The following is a 22230-nucleotide window of genomic DNA, read 5'->3' as shown; positions in this document are numbered from 1 at the left end:
CGCACTTCGGAGCCGCCGGGCAGCCTCCCCCGCAGTGGGTGAGGTACCGCGCTCACGCCGGTGCGATGCTTCGATCCGTGCATCAGGCATCCCGTGTCCTGCCGTTCGCCCGCCGTGTCGCGGAACAACTCGCGCGCGTCGGTGTCCTGGACAACGCGACCCGCCTTGCCGCGCAGGCGTTTCTGACCGCACTGCCCATGCTCATCGCGATCGCCACGTACTCACCCGAGGTCATACGTGCGGAGCTGCTCGTGTCGCTGCGCTCCATATTCGGTACGCCGAACCCCGTGGTGCGTCAGGTGGAGGGGGTGTACAGGGGCGGTCCCGGGGCGCGCGAGACCTGGGGAGCCGTCGGCGTACTGGTCACCATCGTCTCCGCCACCGCCTTCGTCCGGGCCTTGCAACGGCTGTGTGAGCGGTCCTGGCATCTGCCGCACTCGGGGATACGCATCGCGGTCTGGCGTTGGTTCGCCTGGCTCGTGGTGTGGACGACGGGGCTGGTGTGCCAGGGAGTGCTGCGTACGGGCTTCGGCGCGGGACTCGTACTGGCCGTTCCGCTCCAGGTGGCGGTGGCGGTCCTGGTGTGGTGGTGGACCCAGCACCTGCTGCTGGCCGGCCGGGTCGGCTGGCGTTCCCTTTTCCCGGGAGCCCTGGTGACCGGCGGTGCCGTGGTGGCCTTCACCGGCGTGTCCGGGCTCTGGCTGCCGCACTCGCTCGAAGCGAGTGTGCACCGCTACGGGCCGCTCGGCTCCGTCTTCACACTGCTGTCCTGGCTCATCCTCTTCTTCACCACCGTCGTCGTGGGCATCGCCGTGGGGTACGTGCTCGCTCGGGAGCGGTCCCTCAGCAGTGCCGCCGACGGTGACACCCGGAGAAGGTGAGGCGCAGGCCGATGAGGGCGGCGACACTGAGGCATCCCCGGAAGCCTGCGGAAGGGAGCGTCCGACCATGGCTGACCCGGACGCCGGCAAGGCCGCCGTACAGCGTGGCGCGGCAGGTACCGCCGCCCGCACCGTGCTCGGCGTCATCGCGACGCAGCAGCTGCTCATGGCGTACGACTCGACCGCCATGAACGTCGCCGTCTCCGACATCGTCACCGACCTCGGCACCACCCTGACCGGAGTGCAGTCCGCCATCTCGCTCTATGCCCTGGTGATGGCCGCCCTGATGATCACCGGCAGCAAGCTCGGCAGCCGGGTCGGCCACCTCCGCATGTTCACCCTGGGTGCCACGGTGTACGGAATCGGCGCCCTGGTCACGGCGCTGAGCCCCAGCCTGCCGGTGATGCTGGTGGGCTGGTCGTTGCTGGAGGGCATCGGCGCCGCGCTGGTCTTCCCGGCGATCCTGTCGATCGCCACGCTGGCCTTCACCGGTGCCCAGCGCACCCGCGCCCTCACCCTCGTCGGCGCGGCGGCCGGCGCGGGAGCGGCGCTGGGCCCGGTCGTCGGCGGCCTGATCACGAAGTACCTGACCTGGCGGGTCTCCTTCCTGATGGAGACCGTGATCACCGCAGTGGCCGTGGTACTCGTCCTGCGCAACCGGAGCCTCCGGCGGAGTCCCGAACGGGCTCCTCGGCAGCCCTTCGACATCGTGGGCGTCGTGCTCTCCGCGGCGGGCTTCGGCCTGATCGTCCTGGGCACCCTGCTGGCCAGCCGTTACGGCCTGCTCATCGCCCGTGAGGAGGTGACCGTCCTCGGCCGGACAGTGCTCGACGCGGGCGGCCCCGCGCCCACGGTGGTACTGGGCGTGGCCGGTCTTCTGGTCCTCGCGGTCTTCGGGTGGTGGGAACGCCGCCTCGTACGGGGCGGACGCGACCCGCTGGTCCGGCTCGCGGTCCTGCGCGACCGCTCCATACGGGTGGGCTCGCTCGCCCTCGCCGTCCAATTCCTCGTACTGGCCGGCCTGTTCTTCCTCGTACCGGTCTTCGTACAGACCACACTCGACTACGACGCGCTGGAAAGCGGGCTCACCCTGCTGCCGTCCACGGTGATGCTCGTACTGGGCTCGATGGCCGGTGCCCGCGCCGTCGGTGAGGGGCGCACCACCCGCAAGCCGCTCATCGTCCTCGGCTTCCTGCTGATCGCGGCCGGTACGGTGCTGGTCGCGGCCGCCTTCGACCCGGACAGCTCCGGTCTGCACATCGCTCCGGGGCTCGCCGTTGCCGGCCTCGGCCTCGGCCTGTGCACCCTGTTGCCCGATCTCGTGCAGTCCGCGGCCGACGAGGACGTGGTGAGCGATGTCGCGGGCCTCTCGCGCAGTACGTCGTACCTGGGCCAGTCCCTGGGCGTCGCCCTCGCCGGCGCGCTGATGATCGGCGTTCTGCTGAACACCGCCCTGGACGCCGTAACCGACAGTCCCGTACTGACGAGCAGTCAGAAGGGCCAGGCAGCGCAGACGTTGAGCCACGGCGTGCAGGCGACCGCGGTGAGCGATGAGCAGTTGCGTACAGCGCTGGAGAAGCGGGGCGTGACCGGCGCCTCCGCCGACGAACTGGTACGGATCAACACACTGGCCCGCGGGGACGGCCTGACCGCCGCCACGGCGGGAATGGGCGTCATCGCACTCATCGGCGCCGGGCTCACGCTGCGGCTCCCGGGGACTCGACGGTGAAGACGTGGCTGCGCCAGGCGGGCAGGTCGACGAAGAGGCCGGACCCGGTCAGTTCGCTGCCGGAGCGTTCGTAGCGGGTGCCGTCCAGCAGGTCCGTCAGCCGGCAGGCCGCCGTGCCGAGGGGCCACGGCAGCCGAATCCTGGCCTGGGAGCTGTGCGCCGAGAGGTTGACGACGGTGAGGAACGTGCCCGCGGTGCCCCGCCAGCCCCAGGCGAGCAGGTCGTGGTGGGTCGGGTTGTCGGCCCAGCCCTCGCACGACAGCAGTTCCCAGTGCCCCGTGCGCATGCCGCTCCGGTGCACGGTGGCCAGCAGCCGCTCGTGAAATGCCTGCAGTTCGGCGTCGGGCGGTTCCTCGGGGCGCCGGGTGAGGAAGACGGGCAGGCGCGTCCGGCGACCGGTGAACTGGCCCTCGTGCCACAGCGTCGCGCCGGGCAGCGTCGCGATGGCGACGGCGGCCGCACGCTCCTCGGAAGGGCCCAGGACCGACGCGGCCCGGGGCTCGTCATGGTTCTCCAGGAACCGTACGAGACGCCGCTGGTAGCTCACGTCAGCGCGCAGGTGCTGGAGCACCGAGACCGCCCGCTCGTGCAGCAGCCGGTCGTACAGCCGCTTGTCGTAGCAGTAGTCGAACCCCTGCTGCTGCAGGGCCCATTCGAGGTCCCAGTACGCCTCGGCGATGAAGGCCATGTCGGGCCGGTGCTGCCGGACGGCGGTCAGGACGGCCGGCCAGAACTCGGCGTCCGGCGGCGGGCCGGCACGGTGCCCCCACGTCCGTGCGAAGACGTCGTTCATCATCAGCATCGCCATGTCGCAGCGCACCCCGTCGCACATGCCGCCGATGCGCGTCAGCACCTCGGCCGTGGCCGCGCGCACGCCGGGCCGGAAGGCATTGAGCTGCACCACGTCCGGCCAGGGCGGGAAGAAGGGGTCCCGGCCACGGGCGAAGACATGGCCGCCCGACGCGAGGTAGGCGGCCGGGTCGCGGTGCAGGTCGTCGGGGGTCCCGCGGACGAAGTACTCGGGGTGCTCGGCCAGCCACGGGCTGTCCGGCGCCACGTGGTTGGGCACGTAGTCGAGCAGCAGGCCGATGCCGCGGCCGGCGAGCTCGGCACGCGCGGAAGCCAGTCCCGCCGCTCCGCCGAGCGCCTCGTCGACGGTGTATTCGCGGACGCAGTACGGGGAACCGGCGATGTCCTCGTCCCGGACGTCCGGCAGGGCCTCGGTGAAGGAGCGGCGCAACTCGGGATCCCGCAGCGCGATGTCGCGGCCCACGCCGCTGCGTTCCCACACCCCCATGAGCCAGACGGCATCGATGCCGTGCGGGGTGATCCGGTCCCAGGCGTCCTTCGGGACATCGCCGAGCCCGACCGGGCGGCCGATGCGCTGCTGTACCTCGCGCAGCCACACGTGCGTGTTGACCTCGTGGATGACGGGCTGTTCCGGAAGCGGATGCATCACGTCTCCTTCCTCGCAGGCCAGGTGCGGAAGTGCTCGGGCGAGATGGTGCCGAAGAACGTCATCAGCGTGGCGACCAGGCCGGTCCAGCCGGTCTGGTGCGCGGCACCGATGCCCGCCCCGTTGTCACCGTGGAAGTACTCGTGGAAGGAGAGCAGGTCGCGCCAGTGCGGGTCGTCCTGGAACTTCCGCTGGCCGCCGTACATGGGCCGGTGCCCGTTCTCATCGCGCAGGAAGAGGCGGGTGAGACGGGTGGAGATCTCGCGTGCGACCTCGAAGAGGTTCATCCGGACGCCGGAGCCGGTCGGGCACTCCACGGTGAAGTCGTCACCGTAGAACGCGTAGAGGTTGAGCAGCCCGCGGATGACGAGGGCGTTGGCGGGGAACCATACGGGACCGCGCCAGTTGGAGTTGCCGCCGAACATCCCGGAGTCGGACTCGGCGGGCAGATAGCCGACGCGGTGCTCCGTGCCGTCGACCCGGAAGGTGTAGGGGTGCTCGGCGTGGTACCGCGAGAGCGCCCTGATGCCGTACGGGCTGAGGAACTCGTCCTCGGACAGCAGCCGTGCCAGGACGCGGACCAGCCGCTTCTCGTCGACGACGGACATCAGCCGCGGACCGCCCTCGGCCCCCGAGAGCGCCTCCGCGAGGCCGGGGGCCAGGGAGGGATGGCGGTCGACGAAGCGGCGCAACCGGTCGCCCAGGCCGCGCACGCCGGCCAGCTGCCCGGGCCGCAGCACGGTCGCCGCGCAGAGCGGCAGCAGTCCCACCATCGAGCGGACCTTCAGCCGCGTCGCCTGCCCGTCCGGCAGCCGCAGCACGTCGTAGAAGAACCCGTCCTCCTCGTCCCACAGGCCGTCCCCACCGGTGCGGTCCATGGCGGCCGCGATCCACAGGAAGTGTTCCGCGAACTTGAGCACGTGATCCTCGTAGCCGGTGGGATCGTGCTGGACGAGTTCCAGCGCGCTCTGCAGCATGGTCTGGCAGTACAGCGCCATCCACGCGGTACCGTCGGCCTGCTCCAGGTAGCCGCCGGTGGGCAGCTGCGCACTGCGGTCGAACACACCGATGTTGTCCAGGCCGAGGAAGCCGCCCTGGAAGAGGTTGCGGCCGCTGGGGTCCTTGCGGTTGACCCACCAGGTGAAGTTGGTCAGCAGCTTCTGGAAGACGCGGTCCAGGAAGTCCCGGTCGGCGTTGCCCGTACGCAGCTCTTCCAGGGTGTAGACGAAGTACGCCGCCCAGGCGTGGACGGGCGGGTTGACGTCGGCGAAGTTCCACTCGTACGCCGGGACCTGGCCGTTGGGGTGCAGGTAGGTGTCCCGCAGCAGCAGTTCCAGCTGGTCCTTGGCGAAGGACAGGTCGACCACCGCGAGCGCCACGGTGTGGAACGCCAGGTCCCACGCGGCGAACCAGGGGTACTCCCACTTGTCCGGCATGGAGACGATGTCGTCGCACGCCATGTGGAACCACGCGCCGTTGCGTACGGCGCGCCCCGGCGCCGTCCAGGGGTCGAGGCCGTGCTCGGCCAGCCAGGTCTCCACGTCGAAGGAGTAGTACTGCTTCGACCACAGCATCCCGGCCAGTGCCTGGCGCAGCACCCGCGCCTCGTCCGCACTCGCCCCCTCCGGGGTCAGCTCACGGTAGAAGTCATCGGCCTCGGCCCGCCGGGCGCGCAGCACACTGTCGAAATCGCGGGTCAGCGGCATCGAGGAGCCGGCCGGGGCGAGGCGCAGCCGGATGGTTTCCGAGCCGCCGGCCGGGATCGTCAGTGTGTAGTGCGGCGCGGCCTTGGTGCCTTCCTGTGCGGGATTGACCGCCGTCTCCTCGCCGTTGACCACCGCCCGGCCGATGCCGTCCTTCACGTACGGCGAGGGGTTGGGCGTGCCCGACAGCCGCTCACTGTTGGTCTCGTTCTCGGTGAACAGCAGCGGTACCTGCCCGCCGCACCGCAGCTCGTAGCTGCCCAGCGCCGGATGGTCGGCGCGGAGCGCGGTGGTCCCCGCGGGACTGCGGGTCGCGTACAGCCGCGGCATGGTGGCGCCTCCGCCGTCCTGCCAGGACCAGGTGTTGCGGAACCAGAGCGTCGGCAGCAGGTGCAGGGTGGCCTCGTCGGGCCCGCGGTTCTCGGCGGTGATCCGGATCAGTATGTCCTCGGGCGACGCCTTGGCGTACTCGACGGTGACATCGAAGTAGCGGTCGTCGTCGAAGACCCCGGTGTCCAGCAGCTCGTACTCGAATTCCTGGCGGTCGCGGTTCCGGTTGGTGGTCACCAGGTCGTTGTACGGGAACTCGGCCTGCGGGTACTTGTACAGGTACTTCAGGTAGGAATGGCTGGGCGTGCTGTCGAGGTAGAAGTAGTACTCCTTGACGTCCTCGCCGTGATTGCCCTCGCCGTTCGTCAGCCCGAAGGCACGCTCCTTGAGGATCGGGTCACGCTCGTTCCACAACGCGAGCGCGAAACACAACCGCTGCTTCTCGTCACAGATGCCGCCCAGGCCGTCCTCGCCCCACCGGTAGGCGCGGGACCGTGCGTGGTCGTGCGGGAAGGCGGACCAGGCGTCGCCCCCGGCGCTGTAGTCCTCGCGGACGGTGCCCCACTGCCGTTCGCTGAGATAGGGGCCCCACAGTTTCTCCGACGAAGTGGTCATGTGCGCGCTCCCTGCCGACGGCGACTCTCTTCCCATTGCGCCCGCCACTCCCGCGGAGCCGCATCACCCGAAGCGGGTGACCGGGAGCGCGACTCTGCGATCATGAAAGGGAAACCCCTGCCCGACCCCCCAACTCGTGAAGGAGCGGCATGGACATCGGCGTCTTCATCCCCATCGGCAACAACGGCTGGCTGATATCGAAGAGCTCGCCGCAGTACATGCCGACGTTCGAGCTGAACAAGGCAGTGGTGCGGAAGGCCGAGGAGCACGGACTCGACTTCGCCCTGTCGATGATCAAACTCAAGGGCTTCGGCGGGGAGACGGAGTTCTGGGACCACTGCCTCGAATCGTTCACGCTGATGGCCGGTCTGGCCGCCGTGACCGAGCGGATCAAGCTGTACGCCTCCACGCCGATCCTCGCCCTGCCCCCGGCGATCGTCGCGCGCATGGCCGTCACGGTCGACTCCATCGCTCCCGGGCGGTTCGGGGTCAACATCGTCACCGGCTGGGCGCCGGGTGAGTACACGCAGATGGGCCTGTGGCCCGGCGACGAGCATTTCGGCAACCGGTACGCACGGGCCGCCGAGTACGTCAGTGTGATGAAGGAGCTGTGGAGCGAGGGCGTCAGCGACTTCAAGGGCGAGTTCTACGAGATGGACGGCTGCGCGCTGTCCCCACGACCGGAGAACGGCCACATCGACATCGTCGCCGCCGGTCAGAGCAGTACCGGCATGCGCTTCGCCGCCGAGCACGCCGACTACAACTTCATCCTGGGCAGCGGCGTCAACACCCCGCTCGCGCTCTCGGACACCACCGCCGCGCTCGTGGACGCGGCGCGGACGACGGGGCGCGATGTCGGGGCGCTGCCGCTCTTCATGATCATCGCCGACGAGACCGACGAGGCCGCCCGCGCGAAGTGGCAGGACTACCACGACCACGCCGATCTCGCCGCGCTGGCGTACATGGCGGGGGAGACGGCCGCGGACGCGACGGACGACGAGTCCGCCACCGCCCGGACCATCTCGTTGCCCGAAGGCGCCGTGAACTTCAACATGGGCACGCTCGTCGGCTCGTACGAGACCGTCGCGAAGATGCTGGACGAGATCGCCGAGGTGCCCGGCACCAAGGGCATCATGCTGGTCTTCGACGACTTCCTCGAAGGAATCGACCACTTCGGCACGCGCATCCAGCCGCTGATGAAGTCGCGGTCGGGGAAATCCGCGTCACGCGTCAATCACTAGGTGGTCCAGCGGTTTCGCGCAGCAGAGCAGAATTTTGTTGTTCGCGATTTCGCGAGGGCGGATGCCACCGTTGTGTTGCATGTCGACCGAGCCCGCGAGCAGTGTGGTTTTGCAGGTGCCGCACATGCCCTGGGCGCACGAGGCCGGCAGGGTGAGGCCCGCGCGGGACGCGGCGGCGAGGATCGGGGTGCCCGGGTCGCAGTCGATCGTGCGCCCGCTGCGGGTGAACTCGACTTTGTAACCCGGCCCGGTGTGGTGTTCGGGGACGGCCGGCGCGTCGAAGGTGAAGCTCTCCTCGTGGTACCGGGCCATGTCGAAGCCCGCCGTGGAGAGCATCCGCCGCACCGCTTCCATGTAGCCGGCGGGGCCGCAGGTGAAGACCTCGCGTTCGAGGAAGTCCGGGGCGGTCTCCCGGAGCAGCTCCGTATTCAACTGCTCGCCGCGGTCGTCGAGGACATGGACCACGCGAATGTGCGGAGCCGTGGCCGCGATGAAGTCGAGTTCGCGGCGGAAGATGATGTCGTCGAAGCTGCGGGCGCTGTGGAGGAACGCCACATCGACGGGGTGGGCCAGGTCGTACAGCGTCCGGGTCATCGACATCATGGGTGTCACGCCGCTGCCCGCGGAGAGGAAGAGGTACTTCGGCGCCGGGTGCCGGGCGAGGGAGAACTGGCCGAGCGGGCCCCGTGCCCGCACGGTGGTACCCGGGGTCAGGTGGTCGTGGAGCCAGTGGGAGACCAGGCCGGCCGGGACGCGTTTCACCGTGATCGCCGCGAGGTCGGGGCGGGTCGGCGGGGAGGAGAGGGTGTAGCAGCGCTCGACGGGGCGGCCGTCGATGTCGAGGAGGAGGGTGAGGAACTGGCCGGGGTCGTGCCGGAACAGCCGGGGTTCGGTGGGTTCGAAGACGAAGGTCCGGACGTCGGCGGTGACGTCGTGGACCTGCTTGCACACCAGCAGACCGTCGCTCCAGGCAGGCGGCGGGCTCCCGGTGGTCATGGCCGCTGTCGTCATCGCTCCTCCAGATGTGCCTTCAGTCGGCCGATGTACCAGTTGATGAAGTCCTCGACCTGGGATTCGGTCGGGCTGTAGGGGCCGGGGGCGTATGCGGGGCTGCTGATGCCCTGGTGGGCGCGGGCGACGAAGGCCGCGTCCTGTTCGTTCGTGGCGGCCCATACGTGCGTCAGGGTGTCGAGGTCGTAGTCGACGCCCTCCACGGCGTCGGCGTGCACCAGCCAGGTGGTGCGGACGAGGGTGCGGTCCGGCGCGAGCGGGATGACGGCGAAGGTGACGGCGTGGTCCGCCGCGAAGTGGAACCAGGCGTTGGGCTGCAGATGGAATCCGAGGCGGCCGAGGCGGGCCGTGGGGAAGTCGGCCAGCAGCCGCTTGACCGCCGCCTTGCCGTCCGCGGTGAAGGACTCACCGGCCAGGTCGAGCGGTTCGCGCTGGATGCGGAAGCCGGTGGGGCGGTTGTCCAGTTCCTCGATCGTGGCGTAGGGCAGGCCCAGCGACTCGTAGGTCGCGTGTGCTTCCGCTTCGGCCCGCACGAAGCGTTCGTAGGTCGGGCGGAGCGCCGGCGGGACGTTCTCCTCCGTGAAGTTGTAGAGGGGGAAGTAGCAGCGCTGGAGCTCGGGGTGGCCGGTGCAGTGGTAACACTCCCGGTTGTTCTCCATCGTGAGCTTCCAGTTGGCGTGCTCGACGAGGTCGATCTGGGTCGCGACCTTCGCCTGCCGCAGGTCGTGCGGTGCGATGTAGGGCTCGACGCGCCGGGCGACCTCGTCGAAGTCGGCGGGCGGCTGGGCGGCGAGGCTGAGGAAGACCAGGCCGGCGATGGTGCGTACGTGGACGGTTTTGAGGCCGAAGCACGAGGGGTCGAAGCCGGGGGCTTGCGACTCGGCGTGCAGGAGTGTGCCGTCCACGCCGTACGTCCAGTGGTGGTAGCCGCAGACGATGTTGCCCACGGAGCCGCGTTCCCCATTGAGGATGCGCGCGCCCCGGTGCCGGCAGACGTTGTGGAAGGCCCGTACTTCCTCGTCGTCGTCGCGGACGAGGATGACGGAGTACGGTCCGACGGTGACGGTCACATAGTCGCCGGGCTCGGGGAGTTCGGCCTCCGCGGCGGCGAAGATCCAGCTGCGGGCGAAGACGGCTGCGATGTCGAGGCCGAAGAACTCCTCGCTGAGGTAGAAGGGGGCTTCGAGACTGTGGCCGGCGGTGCGCCGGGCGACGAGGTCGGCGGGGCTCGTGACGGAAGCTGGTGCGTTCATCTCGTCTCTCCCATAGCTCGTCAGAGGGGCAGGCAGAGCCGCAGGGCGTCGTACACGGCGGCGTGGATGTTGCGACTGGTGACCGCGTCACCGATGCGGAACAGCTGGTACCGGCCCGCGTCGTTGCGTACGACCGACTGTTCCTCGTGCGCCAGCAGGGCGCGGTGGTCGACCTCGCCGTGGTTGCGGGAGCCGCGCAGCAGGTCGGTGTACAGCTCGTCGTTGGGGAGCGTGCCGTGCTCGACCACGACATGGTCGACGACCTGCTCGGTCCCGGTCTCGGTGTACTCGCTGTAGAGGGTCGCGGCGAGGCGTCCGTCCCCGGTGCGGCGCACGGAGCGCAGCCGCTGGGCGAGGGTGGTGGTCACGCCGTGCTGGGCGAAGGTTTTCAGGTACGCCGGGGAGTTCATGCTGCCGACGTCCGGTGCCAGCGTGCGTTCCGGTGTGACGTAGTGCAGCCGGGCGCCGGACGGGGCCAACAGTTCCACGGCGTCCATCGCCGGGTAGCCGCCGTGGTCGTCGTAGACCAGTACGTCGCCGGTGCTGCGGGGCCGCAGGGAGCCGGACATCACGTCCCAGGTGTCGGCGACCAGGTCCTCGCCCTCGGTGAGGAAGGAGCGGTTGGGCATGCCTCCGGTGGCGATGAGGACGAGGTCGGGGTTTTCCGCGAGTACGTCCCTGGCCTCGGCGTACGCCCCGAGGCGCAGGTCGATGCCGAGGTGTTTGCACTCGGTGACCCGCCAGTCGACGATGCCGAGCAGGTCGCGGCGGCGGGGGTTCTGTGCGGCGAGCCGCACCTGGCCGCCGGGCTCGTCGCTCGCCTCGAACAGTACGACCTCATGGCCGCGTTCGCCCAGGACGCGGGCGGCTTCCAGGCCGGCCGGTCCGGCCCCGACGATCACTGCCTTCCTGCGGCGGCCGGTGGTCGGGGTGATGGTGTGCGGTAGTTGGAGTTCGCGTCCGGTGGCCGGGTTGTGGAGGCATTTGGTGTCCCCGGAGTCGTAGATCGCGTCCAGGCAGTAACTCGCGCCGACGCAGGGCCGGATGCGGTCCTCCTGGCCGGACGCGATCTTGGCCACCAGATGGGGGTCGGCGATCTGGGCCCGGGTCATGCCGACGAGGTCCAGCAGCCCTTCACGCACGGCATACCGCGCGGTGGCCACGTCCGCGATGCGGGCGGCGTGCATCACCGGGATGTCCAGGCGTCGTTTGACCTCGCCGGTGAACTCCAGATACGGCGCGGACGGCGTGCCCATGGACGGGATCGTCTTCGCCAGGGAGGCGTCGCTTTCGATGGTGCCGCGGATGGCGCTGATGAAGTCGATGCCGTCGGCGGTGAATTGCTCCGCCGCGGCCAGCGCCTCGTCGACCGTCAGGCCGCCGGGCAGGGCCTCGTCGAGCGCCATGCGGATACCGACGACGAAGTCCGGGCCGACGGCCTCGCGTACGGCGCGGATCACCCGGCGGGGGAAGGCCATCCGGTGTTCCAGGCTGCCGCCGAGCTCGTCGTCGCGGTGGTTCGTCGCGGGGGACAGGAAGCCGTCGAGGAAGTGGCCGTAGGACTGCAGCTCGATGCCGTCCAGGCCGCCTGCCCGGCAGCGCTGTGCCGCGGCGGCGTAGTCGGCGACGATGCGGTCAAGATCCCAGGGCTCCGCGGCCTTGGGGAAAGCCCGGTGCGCGGGCTCGCGCAGTGGTGAGGCGGCCACCACCGGCAGCCAGTCGCCGGAGTAGTTGCTGGTACGCCGCCCGAGATGGGTGACCTGGCACATGACGGCCGCGCCCGCGCCGTGCACGTCGTCGGCGAGCCTGCGCAGCCACGGCACGATCTCGTCCCGGTACAGCAGCAGATTGCCGAACGAGGGCGGGCTGTCCGGGGAGACGACCGCGGAGCCGCCGATCATCGTCAGGCCGACGCCGCCGCGCGCCTTCTCGAGGTGGTAGGCCCGGTAGCGGTCCTTGGGCAGGCCGCCCTCCCCGAACGCCGGCTCGTGGGAGGTGCTGACCACCCGGTTGCGCAGGGTGAGGTGCTTCAGCCGGAAGGGCTGGAGCAGGGGGTCCATGGTCATGGTCTGTGCGCGCACAACCGCTCCTGGGGAAGCTCTGTGGCTGACTGCCGAAGGCTGCTCATGACACTTCAATGCGTTTCGCAATGCGAAACAGATACGCTATGCGAGACAAATGTGCGGCCTGAGTGTCCCCGTCGTCAAGCCCCGCCGAGCCGTGGTTCAGCCGCGCCTGAGATAGCCCTTACGCCACGAGATCTTGTTGCCGGCCGCGATGAGCTGCTCGGCGAGGTGCGGAATCGTGTGGTCGTTGATGCGGAAGGTCGGACCGGAGAGGGATACGGCGGCAATCACTTGCCCGTTCAGGGACCTGACGGGGGCCGAGAGGGCGGCCAGCCCGATCTCGTGCTCCTCGCTCGTGGCGGCGTACCCCAGCTCGCGGACGGTCTGCAGCTGCTCCTTGAGGAGCGCCGGGTCCGTGATCGTGTGCGGGGTGAACTTCTCCAGTGGCTGCGCGAGGATCCCGGCGGCCTCCTCCTGGGGCATGTGCGCCAGGAAGACCTTGCCCGCCGAGGTCGCGTGTAGGGGCGTGCGCTTGCCGACCCAGTCGATGCTGGTGATGGCCGCGCTGCTGATCACCTGGTCGATGCTGATGACCGCCTGCCCGTCGTGCACCGCCAGATTCACCGTCTCGCCGACGGCCGCGGCGAGCTCCTGGCAGATGGGGCGGCTCAGCAGCGACAGGTCGTTGCCTTTGGTCGCCCCGCCCGCGAGCTCGACCACGGTGTAACCGATGCGGTACCGCCCGCGTTCGCTGTCCTGCTCGACGAGGCCCCGGGCCTCCAGGGTGGCGAGCAGCCGGAACACGGTCGACTTGTGGACCTCCAGGGCCTCCGCGATGTCGGTGACGCCGGACGGGCCTTGTACCGCCAGTACTTGAAGAATCGAGACCGCTCGATCCACCGACTGCACCGACGTGTCGCGCGCCCGACCCTTGCTGCTCATGACGGAAGCCTATCCGAGCGGCCTCGCCGGCCACCGGGCGTGACGAGGCGCGACAGCGCGAGGCCAGCGGCGCCCCGCACCCGGGGCTCGGTTAACCTCGCAGGGACGGAACCGGCAGCAGCAGACCGCAGGTGAGGCATGGAGACCAGGCTCGTACGCGCGGCGCCGAGGGCGAGGCGTCGTGGATAAGGTCGCGCTCACGGCCGCCGGTCTGTACGTCATCGTGCTGCTGCGGGCCGGTGGGACGTTCGCCGTCGGGTGGCTCGCCGGCGCCGGTGCCCGGCGCGGCAGGCTCGCCAAGCGGATCTCCTCGGCGAAGTTCCAGCGCGCCGAACGGGCGATCCAGCGGTGGGGCGCGCCGGTGGTGGCCGTCTCCTTCCTCACCGTCGGCTTCCAGACCGCTGCCAACTTCCTCGCGGGGAGCATGCGCATGCCCCTGCCGCGCTACCTCCCCGCGCTGTTCGTGGGCGGAGCGGGCTGGGCGCTGGTCTACGCGACCGTCGGGATCGGCGCGCTCGAAATGCTGGCGAGGCTCTTCGCCGAGCGGACGGCGCTCGGTGTGACCGCGGTCGCCGTCCTGCTCCTCGCGGTGTGCGGAGTGGTGGTGTACCGGAGGAGAAGCGCCGCATCGGCGCCCCGGGAAGCCGCGGCCGAAGATTCCTGAAACGTGTCCGGATCAGAGCTCACCGAGCGTGTGGGGGCTCTGAAGAATGGGACGCCCCTCGGGCTGCCCGCGAGGCGTCGGTGTCATCTCACTGTGCGCGACGCCTCACCCACCGGCACTGCAGGAGGAAAGTCCGCTATGCCCGAAACCGGCGAGCAGCCGCGTTCGGAGGCGTGGAAGAACGCGCTCACCGTGCTGCAGGAAGTCACCCCGCCCGCCATTCCGGAGGGCGCGCACGTGATGACCGTACGGATCGAATTCCCGCCCGGCGACCCGGGCACTCCGCCGCACCGCCACCCCGGACCGGCCTTCGGCTACGTGCTGGAGGGCGAGATGCGTTTCGAGCTGGAGGGCGAGCCGGAGCGGATCGTCCGCGCCGGGGAAACGTTCTGGGAGCCCGGCGGGGACGTCATCCACTACCAGGACGGCAACGGCAGCACCGAGACGCGCCTGCGGTTCCTCGTCACCATGCTCTGCGTGCCGGGGCAGCCCATGCTCGTCCTGGTCGACGACGACGAACTGAAGCAGCGCGCGCACCTGCGCGCACCCCGGCCGGCATCGTGACGCCGTGCCGTCGAGGCGAGGAGTATCCGACGTGAAGATCGTGGTCATCGGAGGCACCGGCCTCATCGGCCGCAAAGTGGTCGGCAAGCTGAACGACCGTGGGCACGAGGCGGTGCCCGCCGCGCCCAGTACGGGCGTCAACACCCTCACCGGCGAGGGCCTCGCCGCCGTACTGGACGGCGCTGATGCGGTCGTGGACGTGACCAACTCGCCGTCCTTCGAGCCCTCGGCCGTACTGGACTTCTTCACCACCTCCACCCGCACTCTGCTGGCCGCCGAGCAGACGGCGGGCGTGGCGCACCACCTGGCGCTGTCGATCGTCGGCATCGACGACCTGCCCGACAACGGCTACTTCCGGGCGAAGGTGGCCCAGGAGCAACTGATCAAACAGGGGCCGGTCCCTTACTCGATCGTCCGCGCCACGCAGTTCTTCGAGTTCGTCAAGGGCATCGCCGACACCGCCACCGAAGGCGACACCGTGCGCGTGCCGCCCGTGCTCTTCCAGCCCATGGCGGCCGACGACGTCGCCGAAGCGGTGGCCGGGGCCGTTGTGGAGGGTCCGCTGAAGGGCACCATCGAGGTCGCCGGGCCCGAAGTGTTCCGCTTCGACGAGCTCATCGCGGAAGCGCTGCGTGCATGGCACGACCCGCGTACGGTTGTCTCCGATCCGCACGCCCGTTACTTCGGTTCCGAGCCGGCGGAGCGCAGCCTCGTCCCCGACGAGGGACGCGCCCGCCTGGCCGGCACCCGCTTCGAGGACTGGCTGCGCCGCTCCTCCTGAGCGGGGCGAGCGAGGCCGGCGGGCTGCCTGCATTGCGCCCGCGGAATTCCGGGATCGCCGAATCAAGTTCATCGGTGATCGACGTTCGGCGGTCCGTTTCGAATGCCGTTCACCGGTCCCGACATCTTTCCGTTCATCGCCTTACGTTCGGCGGACACAGTCGAACGCAAGCACGGTGAACGGAGAGAGTTCATGGAGAAGGTGCGGCAGCCGGAGACCCGGGAGGTGGCGCGGCCGAGACACCGGCTGGGAGTCCGGGCCGGCACGGCGCTGTGCGTGGGGGCGATCCTGGGGCCGGGCGTGCTGACCCTGCCCTCGTCGGCCGCGGCGGCGGCCGGCCCGGCGTCGCTGGTGGCCTGGGTGGGGCTGGTGATCCTGAGCCTGCCGGTCGCCCTGTCGTTCGCGGCGCTGGGCGGCCGCTACCCGGACGGCGGGGGCGTGGCCACCTACGTCCACCGGGCGTTCGGCGCCGCCGCGTCCGCGCCGGTGGGCTGGTGGTTCTACTGGGGCGTGCCGATCGGCGTGTCCTCCGGAGCGCTGATAGGCGGCGAGTACGTGGCCCTGGCGGCGGGCTGGGGACCCGGCGCCGCACCGATGATCGCGCTGCTGGTGCTCGTCGCGGCGGCGCTGGCCAACCTCGCCGGACTGCAGATGTCCGGCCGGGTGCAGCTGCTGATGGTCGGGCTGCTGGCCGTACTGCTGCTGGTCACCATTACCGTGGCGGCCGGGCACGTGCAGGCCGACAACTTCCGCCCCTTCCTGCCGCAGGGCTGGACCTCGGTCGGCAGCGCCGCGAGCGTGCTGTTCTTCGCGTTCGCCGGCTGGGAGGCGATCAGCCACCTCTCGGCGGAGTTCGCCGCGCCCCGGCGCGATCTGCCGAAGGTCACCCTGCTGTCCTGGGGCATCGTCTCCAGCCTCTACATCGGGCTGGCGGTCGTCACCATCGGCGTGCTGGGCGGCGGCGCCGGCCGGACCACGACGCCGCTCACCCTCGTCCTGGAGGCGGGCATCGGCTCGCCCGCCCGTATGGTGGCCGCCGCGGTGGGACTGTTCCTCACCTTCGGCGCGGTCAACGCGTACCTCGCGGGCGGCGCCCGGCTGGGCGCGGCGCTGGGCCGCGACGGGGCGCTGCCGCGCACCCTGGTGTCCGACACGAGTGAGGCCGGTACGGTGCCGCGCCGCAGCCTCGTGGTCATCACCGTCACGGGCATGGCCATCACCCTGGCCGCCGCGGTGAACGTCATCACCCTGGACACGCTGCTGCGCGCGACCTCGGCGTGTCTGACGGCCGTCACCATGGCCGGGGTGGTCGCCGCGGTCGTGCTGCTGCCGCGCGGCAGCGCCCTGCGCACCTCGGCGATCATCGGCAGCGTGGTGATCGCCGTCGTCCTCGGATTCTGCGGACTCTATCTCCTGCTGCCGGCCGGCCTGGCGGGCGGCGCCGTCGCCTACCGTGCGCTGCGCGGCCGGGGCACGGCCGGCCCGGACCGGACGCCGGTCAGGAACTCCTCGGAGCGCAGCAGCCCGTAGACGTACCCCTCGTGCAGCGCCCGGAAGGACGCGCTGACCAGGTCCGGGTGCACGCCGACCGTCGTCCACGCGCCGTGTTCGTCGGCCAGGGTGACCAGGACGGTCGCCGGCTCCCCGGCGCCGCCGCTCCCGCGGCCCGGCAGTCGCACGTCGCAGTCGTGCAGCCGCAGCCGGGACACGCCCGGGTAGTACGGTTCCAGGGCGTCGCGCAGGGCGGCGGCGAGGGCGTCGGCCGGGCCGCTGCCCTCGGCCGTGGCGATGGCCCGGTCGTCCTTGACCCGGAGCTTGACGGTGGCCTCGTCGGGCGCTGCGGCCGCACCGTACTGCTCGGAGATGCAGCGCCAGGACTCCACGGTGAAGAACTCGCGGACGCCCGTCAGCTCCTGGCGCAGCAGCAGCTCGAAGGACGCGTCGGCGGACTCGTACGTGTAGCCGCGCCGTTCGCGTTCCTTGATCTGCGCGATGATCCTGCCGACCGCCTCGCGGTCGCCGCCGACCTCGATGCCGAGCTCCCTGGCCTTGAGTTCGACGGAGGCGCGGCCGGCCATGTCGGAGACCAGCATCCGCATGGTGTTGCCGACCTTTTCGGGGTCGATGTGCTGGTACAGGTCGGGGTCGACCTTGATGGCGGAGGCGTGCAGCCCGGCCTTGTGCGCGAACGCGGAAGTGCCCACGTACGGCTGGTGGGTGGCGGGGGCCAGCCGTACGGTCTCGGCGATGGCGCGGGAGACGCGGGTCAGCTCGCGCAGCCCGCCCTCCGGGAGCACGGGGATGCCGTACTTGAGCTGCAGCGTGGCGACGACGGCGAAGAGGTCGGCGTGTCCGGCCCGGTCGCCGTAGCCGTTGGCGGTGCACTGGACGTGCGTGGCGCCCGCGGCCACGGCGGCGAGGGTGCCCGCGACCGCGCACTCGGCGTCGTTCTGCGCGTGGACGCCCAGCCGGGCACCGGTCTCGGCGAGGACCTCGCGTACCACCGCGGTGATGTGGCCGGGCAGCGACCCGCCGTTGCTGTCGCGCAGGACGACGACCTCGGCGCCGGCCCGCGCGGCGGCGCGGACCGCCTCGGTGGCGCGGCCGGGCTCGGCGCGGTGGCCGTCGAAGAAGTGTCCGTACTCGACGAAGACGCGGCGGCCCGCGTCGCGCAGGTACCCCACGGTCCGGGTGAGCGCCGTCAGTCGTTCGTCCGGGGCGGTGCCCGGGGCCGTCGGGTGGCGGGGGTCGGCGTCGGCGGTCAGGGTGATCACGGGGGCCGCCGAGTCCAGCAGCGCCCGTGTCCGCGGGTCCCGACCGGGGGCCGTGCCTACTGGGGCGGGCTCGCCGTACGCCACCAACTGGGCGTGCTGCATGTCGAGTTCCTGGCGGGCTCGGGCGAAGAACTCCCGGTCCCGTGGGTCGGCCCCGGGCCGGCCGCCCGCGATCAGCCCCACCCCGAAGCCGTCCAGGTGCCGGGCGATGGTCAGCCGGTCCGCGACGGTCAGGTCGATGTCGTCGTGCCGCGCACCGTCGAGCAGCGTCGTGTCGAGGATCTGGCAGCCGTTTCGGGGAGCAGCGGGACGAAGCGCAGTCATGGGCGTACCTACCGCGGTCTCGGGAGTTTGTGCACTCGCTGTGTGTCAGCGTGTGGTCACTGTGTCTGTCGGGCAGCGTGTCGTAACGGGGCCGCGGGCGAACGCCGCCCTTCCACTGGGCGCAAGACAACTTGCCGTTCCCGTCCGGGCCTTCGCGGGTCGGCCGGGCGTGCCCGGGCCCGGTGGCCCGGTGCGCGGGAGGGTCTTCGGCTCAGTGGAAGACCCGGCGGCGCGGCGGCGGCCGGACAGTAGAGTTCCGCGCGAGCTGCCCGTGCCGGGCAGGCTGCACGGCCAGGAGGAGAGATTTCGTGACGGAGTTCAGCGTCCATCGGGGCACCGCGGTACCACTGCGCCGGAGCGAGATCGACACGGACCAGATCATCCCGGGCCGGTTCTGCAAGCGCGTCACCCGCACCGGATACGCCGACGCGCTCTTCGGCAACTGGCGCGACGAGCCCGACTACATCCTCGACCGCCCCGAGTACCAGGGCGCCACGATTCTCGTCGCCGGCCCGCACTTCGGCATCGGCTCGTCCCGGGAACACGCCGTATGGGCGCTGCAGGACCACGGCTTCCGGGCCGTGGTCGCCCCCTCGTTCAGCGACATCTTCCGCGGCAACGCGCTCACCTGCGGACTGCTGCCGGTGCAGGTCCCGCAGCGTACTGTCGAGGCGCTCTGGGACGCGGTGGAGGCGGACCCGACGCTGCCCGTCACCGTGGACCTGGAGCGGTGCGTGGTGCACGGCGGCGGGGTGGAGGCGTCCTTCCCGGTGGAGGAGACCGTCCGCCAACGACTCCTCCAGGGGCTGGACTTCATCGCCGCCACACTGGCGTTCGACCCGGACATCACCGCGTACGAAAGCACCCGTGCGCGCTGGAAGCCGACCACGACGGTCCCGGCGCACTAGCGCGGGCCCTCACTTGCGCCCGCTGCCGCCCTGTTGGATGATCATGGAAAAGTGGCGGCACGAAGGCGCAAGAGGCCGTATCGGTCTGCCGGGGGAGAGGTACGCGTGGATCTGGACGAACTGGATATCGCCATCCTGCGCTCGATTCAGACCGATGCCCGGCAGACCAACCGGGAACTGGCGGCCAGCGTCGGGGTGGCCCCCTCGACGTCCCTGGAGCGACTGCGCTCCCTGCGGCGCCGCGGAGTCGTCGAAGGATTCACGGCGAATGTGAACTTCTCGGCGATCGGGCGGCCGGTGCAGGCGCTGATCTCCGTGCGGATCCGGCCGCCGTCCCGGCGGGTGCTGGAGTCCTTCCGCGAGTGGGTGCGCACCTTCCCCGAGGTGGTGGGGCTCTTCGTCACCACCGGGAACGAGGATTTCCTGCTGCACATGGCCGTGCCCAGCACGGAGCGGCTGTACGACTTCGTCATCGACCGGCTCACCGAGCGCCGGGAGGTGGCCGACGTCCGTACCTCCATCGTGTACGAGCATCTGCAGAACCGGCTCATCGAACCGGTCGTCCCGCAGACACGGGACCCCCAGCGGCGACGTGGCGCGGTGAAGCCGGTCGGGCAGGGCGACCGGGCCGACCGGAGCGAGCGGGCCGACCGGCAGGACCGGGGCGAGCGAGCCGGGGACTGACCGACGGTCCGGAGCCGGACTTCCACTGGCCGGTAGAGCGCGACCGGGATTCCCGGATCGCGCCCTACCGTGGCGACTGCAAAACGCGTTCATTTGCGATTCATTCGGATTCGAACCGATACGTCGTCAGATCTCTTGAGATATTTCCAGGTGGAGGACAGTGATGGGACGGACACTCGCGGAGAAGGTCTGGGACGACCACGTCGTCCGGCGCGCGGAAGGCGAGCCCGACCTCCTTTTCATCGATCTGCATCTGCTGCACGAGGTGACCAGCCCGCAGGCGTTCGACGGTCTGCGCAAGGCGGGCCGCCGGGTGCGGCGGACGGATCTGACCATCGCCACCGAGGACCACAACACCCCCACCCTGGACATCGACAAGCCGATCGCCGACCCGGTCTCGCGCACCCAGCTGGAGACGCTGCGCAAGAACGCCGCGGAGTTCGGGGTGCGGCTGCACCCGCTGGGCGATGTCGAGCAGGGTGTCGTGCACGTGGTGGGCCCGCAGTTGGGGCTGACCCAGCCGGGCACCACCGTGGTCTGCGGTGACTCCCACACCTCCACCCACGGCGCGTTCGGCGCGCTGGCCTTCGGCATCGGCACCAGCCAGGTCGAGCACGTGCTGGCCACCCAGACGCTGCCGCTCTCCCCGTTCAAGACCATGGCCATCACGGTCGAGGGCGAGCTGCCCGAGGGGGTCACCGCCAAGGACCTGATCCTCGCCATCATCGCGAAGATCGGCACCGGCGGCGGCCAGGGCTACGTCATCGAGTACCGCGGCTCGGCCATCGAGAAGCTCTCGATGGAGGCCCGGATGACCATCTGCAACATGTCCATCGAGGCCGGCGCCCGCGCGGGCATGATCGCCCCCGACCAGACCACCTTCGACTACCTCAAGGGCCGCGACCACGCCCCCAAGGGCGCCGACTGGGACGCGGCGGTGGAGTACTGGAAGACGCTGCGCACGGACGAGGACGCGGTCTTCGACCACGAGGTGGTCATCAACGCCTCCGAGCTGGCGCCGTTCGTCACCTGGGGCACCAACCCCGGCCAGGGCGCGCCGCTGTCCGAGAACGTCCCCGACCCCGCGTCGTTCCAGGACCCCACCGAGCGCTTCGCCGCGGAGAAGGCCCTGGAGTACATGGACCTCACGGCCGGTCAGCGGCTGCGGGACGTAAAGATCGACACCGTCTTCGTGGGCTCGTGCACCAACGGGCGGATCGAGGACCTGCGGGCGGTCGCGAGCGTCATGGACGGCCGTAAGGTCGCCGACGGCGTGCGCATGATGATCGTCCCCGGCTCGGTGCGCGTTGCCCTGCAGGCGGTGGAGGAGGGTCTGGACAAGGTCTTCACCGCGGCGGGCGCCGAATGGCGGCACGCGGGCTGCTCGATGTGCCTGGGCATGAACCCCGACCAGCTGGCCCCCGGCGAGCGCTCCGCCTCCACCTCCAACCGCAACTTCGAGGGCCGGCAGGGCAAGGGCGGCCGCACCCACCTGGTCTCCCCGCAGGTCGCCGCCGCAACGGCGGTTCTCGGCCACCTGGCCTCGCCCGCCGACCTGTCCGACGCCGCCGCCCCGCAGCCCGCTGGAGTCTGAGAACGATGGAAGCTTTCACCACCCACACCGGCCGGGCCGTCCCGCTGCGCCGCAGCAACGTCGACACCGACCAGATCATCCCCGCCCACTGGCTGAAGAAGGTCACCCGGGACGGCTTCGAGGACGGCCTCTTCGAGGCATGGCGCAAGCAGAGCGACTTCGTGCTGAACCAGGAGGCGTACCGGGGCGCCACCGTCCTGGTCGCCGGCCCCGACTTCGGCACCGGCTCCTCCCGTGAGCACGCCGTCTGGGCGCTGCAGAACTACGGCTTCAAGGCCGTCATCTCCTCGCGTTTCGCCGACATCTTCCGCGGTAACTCCCTCAAGAACGGCCTGCTGACGGTCGTGCTGCCGCAGGAGACCGTGGAGGCACTGCAGCAGCTGGCCGAGGCCGACCCCACCGCCGAGGTGACCGTCGACCTGGTGGGCCGCGAGGTGCGCGCCGAGGGCATCAAGGCCGCATTCGAGCTGGACGAGAACGCCCGTTGGCGGCTGCTGGAGGGGCTGGACGACATCAGCCTCACCCTCCGGGAGGAAGACTCCATCGCCGCCTACGAAGCGAACAGGCTGCCCTTCAAGCCGAACGTCGTTCTGTAGTTCCTGCCTGATCCGCACGATATCCGCCGACCCTGTGCCCGGCCGGTGGAAAACGAACGACATTCACCGGGCCGTATCCATGCGGTCCGGTCGAATTAACCTCGATCTGCGACC

Annotated in this window: 18 protein-coding genes; 11 read left to right on the top strand and 7 right to left on the bottom strand. The window is 70.4% G+C overall.

The genetic code is table 11. The features are described 5' to 3' along the window. The first annotated feature begins 77 nt into the window (after window positions 1-77). Both ACIGXO_RS02525 and ACIGXO_RS02520 read left to right on the top strand, forming a co-directional pair. Window positions 78-881: a YhjD/YihY/BrkB family envelope integrity protein gene (locus ACIGXO_RS02525; protein WP_399779232.1), complete on the top strand. Its 804-nt coding sequence runs from the start codon at window positions 78-80 to the stop codon at window positions 879-881. A gap of 67 nt (window positions 882-948) precedes the next feature. Next, window positions 949-2610, top strand: coding sequence for an MFS transporter (locus tag ACIGXO_RS02520; RefSeq protein ID WP_399779230.1), 1662 nt, complete (start codon window positions 949-951; stop codon window positions 2608-2610). Here ACIGXO_RS02520 and ACIGXO_RS02515 read toward each other — a convergent pair. Continuing rightward, window positions 2579-4066, bottom strand: a complete 1488-nt coding sequence (locus tag ACIGXO_RS02515; RefSeq protein ID WP_399779228.1) for an alpha-amylase — start codon at window positions 4064-4066, stop codon at window positions 2579-2581. The two genes, ACIGXO_RS02520 and ACIGXO_RS02515, sit on opposite strands and share 32 nt — an antisense overlap. Further along, the gene (locus tag ACIGXO_RS02510; protein ID WP_399779226.1) at window positions 4066-6714 is read right to left on the bottom strand and encodes an MGH1-like glycoside hydrolase domain-containing protein; all 2649 of its coding nucleotides are present in this window, start codon (window positions 6712-6714) and stop codon (window positions 4066-4068) included. Before ACIGXO_RS02510 ends, ACIGXO_RS02515 begins: the two co-directional genes overlap by 1 nt. 149 nt (window positions 6715-6863) lie before the next feature. Between ACIGXO_RS02510 and rutA the strand changes: the two genes are divergently transcribed. Further along, window positions 6864-7955, top strand: a complete 1092-nt coding sequence (rutA, locus tag ACIGXO_RS02505) for a pyrimidine utilization protein A (RefSeq protein WP_399779224.1) — start codon at window positions 6864-6866, stop codon at window positions 7953-7955. On the opposite strand, the gene ACIGXO_RS02500 is transcribed toward rutA, so the two are convergent. The 4 genes from ACIGXO_RS02500 to ACIGXO_RS02485 all read right to left on the bottom strand — a co-directional run bounded on the left by ACIGXO_RS02500 (window position 7938) and on the right by ACIGXO_RS02485 (window position 13194). Further along, on the bottom strand, window positions 7938-8966 hold the full coding sequence (locus tag ACIGXO_RS02500; RefSeq protein ID WP_399779222.1) for a 2Fe-2S iron-sulfur cluster-binding protein: 1029 nt from the start codon (window positions 8964-8966) through the stop codon (window positions 7938-7940). The genes rutA and ACIGXO_RS02500 overlap by 18 nt on opposite strands. Further along, the gene (locus ACIGXO_RS02495) at window positions 8963-10219 is read right to left on the bottom strand and encodes an SRPBCC family protein (RefSeq protein ID WP_399779220.1); all 1257 of its coding nucleotides are present in this window, start codon (window positions 10217-10219) and stop codon (window positions 8963-8965) included. The genes ACIGXO_RS02500 and ACIGXO_RS02495 overlap by 4 nt, the downstream gene beginning before the upstream one ends. Window positions 10220-10239: 20 nt before the next feature. Further along, window positions 10240-12300, bottom strand: a complete 2061-nt coding sequence (locus tag ACIGXO_RS02490) for an FAD-dependent oxidoreductase (RefSeq protein ID WP_399779218.1) — start codon at window positions 12298-12300, stop codon at window positions 10240-10242. 144 nt (window positions 12301-12444) lie between these two features. Then, entirely contained in the window at window positions 12445-13194 is a 750-nt protein-coding gene (locus ACIGXO_RS02485) for an IclR family transcriptional regulator (RefSeq protein ID WP_399779959.1), read from the bottom strand. 214 nt (window positions 13195-13408) lie between these two features. Here ACIGXO_RS02485 and ACIGXO_RS02480 point away from each other — a divergent pair, with 214 nt between their 5' ends. The 4 genes from ACIGXO_RS02480 to ACIGXO_RS02465 all read left to right on the top strand — a co-directional run bounded on the left by ACIGXO_RS02480 (window position 13409) and on the right by ACIGXO_RS02465 (window position 16766). After that, entirely contained in the window at window positions 13409-13891 is a 483-nt protein-coding gene (locus ACIGXO_RS02480; RefSeq protein WP_399779216.1) for a DedA family protein, read from the top strand. A gap of 138 nt (window positions 13892-14029) precedes the next feature. Next, window positions 14030-14455: a cupin domain-containing protein gene (locus ACIGXO_RS02475; protein ID WP_399779214.1), complete on the top strand. Its 426-nt coding sequence runs from the start codon at window positions 14030-14032 to the stop codon at window positions 14453-14455. Window positions 14456-14486: 31 nt separating this feature from the next. Beyond that, a complete protein-coding gene (locus ACIGXO_RS02470) occupies window positions 14487-15236 on the top strand; it encodes an SDR family oxidoreductase (protein WP_399779212.1) in 750 nt (249 codons plus the stop codon). A 192-nt stretch (window positions 15237-15428) separates the two neighbouring features. After that, window positions 15429-16766 (top strand): APC family permease, encoded by a 1338-nt coding sequence (locus ACIGXO_RS02465; protein ID WP_399779210.1) that lies wholly within the window; start codon window positions 15429-15431, stop codon window positions 16764-16766. On the opposite strand, the gene cimA is transcribed toward ACIGXO_RS02465, so the two are convergent. Next, complete coding sequence (gene cimA, locus ACIGXO_RS02460) at window positions 16685-18334, bottom strand: citramalate synthase (RefSeq protein ID WP_399779208.1); 1650 nt, start codon at window positions 18332-18334, stop codon at window positions 16685-16687. The two genes, ACIGXO_RS02465 and cimA, sit on opposite strands and share 82 nt — an antisense overlap. Window positions 18335-18642: 308 nt before the next feature. Here cimA and leuD (ACIGXO_RS02455) point away from each other — a divergent pair, with 308 nt between their 5' ends. From leuD (ACIGXO_RS02455) to leuD (ACIGXO_RS02440), 4 genes are all read left to right on the top strand, one after another. Next, entirely contained in the window at window positions 18643-19242 is a 600-nt protein-coding gene (gene leuD, locus ACIGXO_RS02455; RefSeq protein WP_399779206.1) for a 3-isopropylmalate dehydratase small subunit, read from the top strand. 105 nt (window positions 19243-19347) lie between these two features. Continuing rightward, complete coding sequence (locus ACIGXO_RS02450) at window positions 19348-19926, top strand: Lrp/AsnC family transcriptional regulator (RefSeq protein ID WP_399779204.1); 579 nt, start codon at window positions 19348-19350, stop codon at window positions 19924-19926. A 163-nt stretch (window positions 19927-20089) separates the two neighbouring features. Beyond that, window positions 20090-21520, top strand: coding sequence for a 3-isopropylmalate dehydratase large subunit (gene leuC / locus ACIGXO_RS02445; RefSeq protein ID WP_399779202.1), 1431 nt, complete (start codon window positions 20090-20092; stop codon window positions 21518-21520). A gap of 5 nt (window positions 21521-21525) precedes the next feature. After that, entirely contained in the window at window positions 21526-22116 is a 591-nt protein-coding gene (leuD, locus tag ACIGXO_RS02440) for a 3-isopropylmalate dehydratase small subunit (protein WP_399779200.1), read from the top strand. Window positions 22117-22230 lie beyond the last annotated feature (114 nt).

It is taken from the genome of Streptomyces sp. NPDC053542 (assembly GCF_044544685.1).
In the GTDB taxonomy this organism is placed as follows: Bacteria; Actinomycetota; Actinomycetes; order Streptomycetales; family Streptomycetaceae; genus Streptomyces.
The sequence above is the reverse complement of the archived record's forward strand: the minus strand, read 5'-3'. Positions and strand labels throughout refer to the sequence as shown.